The sequence below is a fragment of the Methanobrevibacter sp. genome (assembly GCF_045577275.1).
In the GTDB taxonomy this organism is placed as follows: domain Archaea; phylum Methanobacteriota; class Methanobacteria; order Methanobacteriales; family Methanobacteriaceae; genus Methanobrevibacter.
In genome coordinates this window covers 1-2,651 of sequence record NZ_JAZNIB010000262.1, presented here as the reverse complement: position 1 = coordinate 2,651, position 2,651 = coordinate 1, and the positions used below count along the sequence as shown (strand labels likewise).

Below are 2,651 nucleotides of genomic sequence, written 5' to 3'. Positions count from 1 at the left end.
CCTCTGTAATGTTTACACCAACAGTCAGAGCATCACCTGTTGCAATGGCAGTTGTAACCTTATAAAGCTGATTATTTCTAAGAATGAACTCTCCTGCCACATATGTCTGTGATGCAGTTGCACCATCCTCAGTTCCTGCAATATTATCATCCATAGCATTAATTTTGTTTGTGATGACTTTATTCTGAACAGGATTTTCTGATGTTGTTGAGAATGCAGAATCAACTGTTCCTGTTGCATTGGTTACAGTGAATGTGTATGTTGTGCCATCATCCAAAGTGATTGTGTAGGTGTCAACTGCTCCCTGTGTTCCTGTCTTTTCAATTGATGCAATTCCATTCCCATTGACAACCTCAAATGTCTCAGTGGACTCATCATTGAAAGTCATTGTGTAAGTGTCAACTAGACCACTTGTGCCTGTCTTTTCAACAGAAACAATCTCCTTGCCATTTGTCACAGTGAATGTGGACTTTGAACCATCACTCATGGTGATTGTGTATGTGTCAACAAGACCACTTGTGCCTGTTTTTTCAATGCTCTCAATAGTTGAGCCACTATCACCTTTTAAGAGCATGACTTTGACATTTTCAATTTCTCTTGAATCATGTCTACTCATAATTACCTCCTTAGAATGAGACATCCTGCTCTATTTCAAGGACACCTTTCATGATGGTGAAAATATCATCACCAACACCAATCTGCAAATCATAGAAATATTGACCTGCATCAACATTTTTTGTGTCCTCTGGAGCAACCATCACAACAAAACAATCATCAAATTGTGTGATACCACTGCCAAGAGCCTTTCTAAAGATGTTTGATTCATCTGTTGAGAGTTTTTTGCAAGTGAAATATGCAGAATCAACCTCAATAAGTTCACCATCACCATCAGTGACCTCAACATTGAAAGAAAGAGTGTCACCTCTGGTCATAGTGATATTTTTATTCTCCATTTTAAAATTACTTCTCATCATAACCACCTCGTGAAATTCTCAACCTCAATTGAGGTCACATTTCCTGTCCATGAGATTGTGTTTGTGCCAATATTCAAGACCAAATCACTATAATCTCCAACAACAGACCTATTCATCAGAATATCACCTTGATATGCATTCATCTGAGCAGAATCAATGGTGATATATCCTGCATCTCCAATGTCAATCACAAAAATTTGTGCTCCATTGAGGCTCAAATTGACAGTTCCAGATCCATAGATTGTGAGGATAGGTCTTGCAGTGGTGTTTCCTCTATTCACAATAGACAAACTTTGAATTGCTTGATTCAAACACTGCACATCAAGTGTGAAATTCATTGCAGTTCCGCTTGTTATGTAGAACCAAACATAATTGAATGTTTTTGAGGCAGACAGTGTTGCAGGCATTGATGCTGAACCACTGTTTGAAAGTGGCAAATAAGTGCCTCCAAAGGAATCTGCATTGGATGGAACTGAGCCAATCAAGCGGATTGAACAACAACTCTCACCTGTGCCATCTGTCAAGGCTTGCAGAGTGTAATTTCCTGCATCCAAAGTCAATGCATTCACAGGCACATAGAACTCTGTTGCAGTTGTGGCAGTGCCACTCAAGGAAATCACACCATTTTGAGCAGTGATTGTCACTCCATTCTTGGTTGCTGAATAATCTTTCACTGTCAAAGAGTTTTGAGACAGTGTGAAAACATCATCAACTGCTGAATATTTGAATGGTTGCACATGGAATGTCACTGTTGCAGTTTTGAATCTTATTAATTTCTCAAAATCAATCTGATCTATGATTTCATAGTTATAATATTTATCTGGTTCATTGGAAAAAATCACAGTTCCAGAACTTGAAAAGAACTGAATGACCTCATCCACGTTATAATCACCAAATAGACCAATGGACATTGGCTTGTTATAAGCTGAATATCCTAATTTGGTCACAATGTCTCCATCCCTGCCATCAATCTCCTCCACACTTGTTCTCATCAAAGGCTTGGAGATTGGAGGCAAGGACTGAATCAGCAATCCTTTGATTGTTGTGCTTTTCACACCATTTAGGATGACATAATTCATGCCTCCACCTCCTATGTGTAAACTAAACGAGTGACAGTTTTATCAACAAATCTGCCCATTTCCTCATCATCCATCTCAATCTTGACTTGATAGAGTGCCTCTTTGAATGCCTCAACCATATTTGCCTGTTCCATTGCTCTTTGAGTCTCTGAGCCTGTGACAGTAGCGGAAATATTGCCATCAAGATTCATTGCATCAGAGATTTCTCCTGTGATGGCTTGCACCTCATTCATAAGTGTTGGAGCAGATTTTTTCAATGAATTTGTTAATCCATCAATAAAGTCAGGCATCCAAGATTCATATTCTCTCAATGAACCCTCATCTGGCTTTGAGAAATGCAAAAATGATGTGATTTTATCAGCAATGCCCTTGACAGCATCACCAACTTTTCCAATCATGTTTTTGATTCCATCAATGAGACCTTGAATCATGTCTTTGCCCCATTTCACCATTTCACTTGGCAATTTTTTGACTCCATCAATAATTTTAGATGCAATTTTGCTCACACTCTCACCAAGATTTCCAAGCATTGAGGTTATTCCAGAAATTAATTCTTTTAGAATCGTCTTTCCTGCGGATAGAATTTGAGGCAAATTTT

At 38.6% G+C, this 2,651-nt stretch carries 4 protein-coding genes; all 4 read right to left on the bottom strand.

Features of this window, described 5'->3' with window-relative positions:
• The coding region (locus ACKI67_RS07665) for a hypothetical protein (protein WP_407462896.1) at nt 1–616 on the bottom strand (616 nt) is incomplete at its 3' end.
• A 10-nt stretch (nt 617–626) separates the two neighbouring features.
• Nucleotides 627–971, bottom strand: coding sequence for a hypothetical protein (locus tag ACKI67_RS07660; protein WP_407462895.1), 345 nt, complete (start codon nt 969–971; stop codon nt 627–629).
• Entirely contained in the window at nt 971–2,053 is a 1,083-nt protein-coding gene (locus tag ACKI67_RS07655) for a distal tail protein Dit (RefSeq protein WP_407462894.1), read from the bottom strand. The genes ACKI67_RS07660 and ACKI67_RS07655 overlap by 1 nt, the downstream gene beginning before the upstream one ends.
• 11 nt (nt 2,054–2,064) lie before the next feature.
• A partial coding sequence (locus ACKI67_RS07650) for a hypothetical protein (RefSeq protein WP_407462893.1) occupies nt 2,065–2,651 on the bottom strand: 587 nt, incomplete at its 5' end.

Coding starts and splice junctions, on each gene's coding strand:
- ACKI67_RS07660 (WP_407462895.1), bottom strand. CDS start 971: ATGAGAAGTAATTTTAAAATGGAGAATAAAAATATCACTATGACCAGA.
- ACKI67_RS07655 (WP_407462894.1), bottom strand. CDS start 2,053: ATGAATTATGTCATCCTAAATGGTGTGAAAAGCACAACAATCAAAGGA.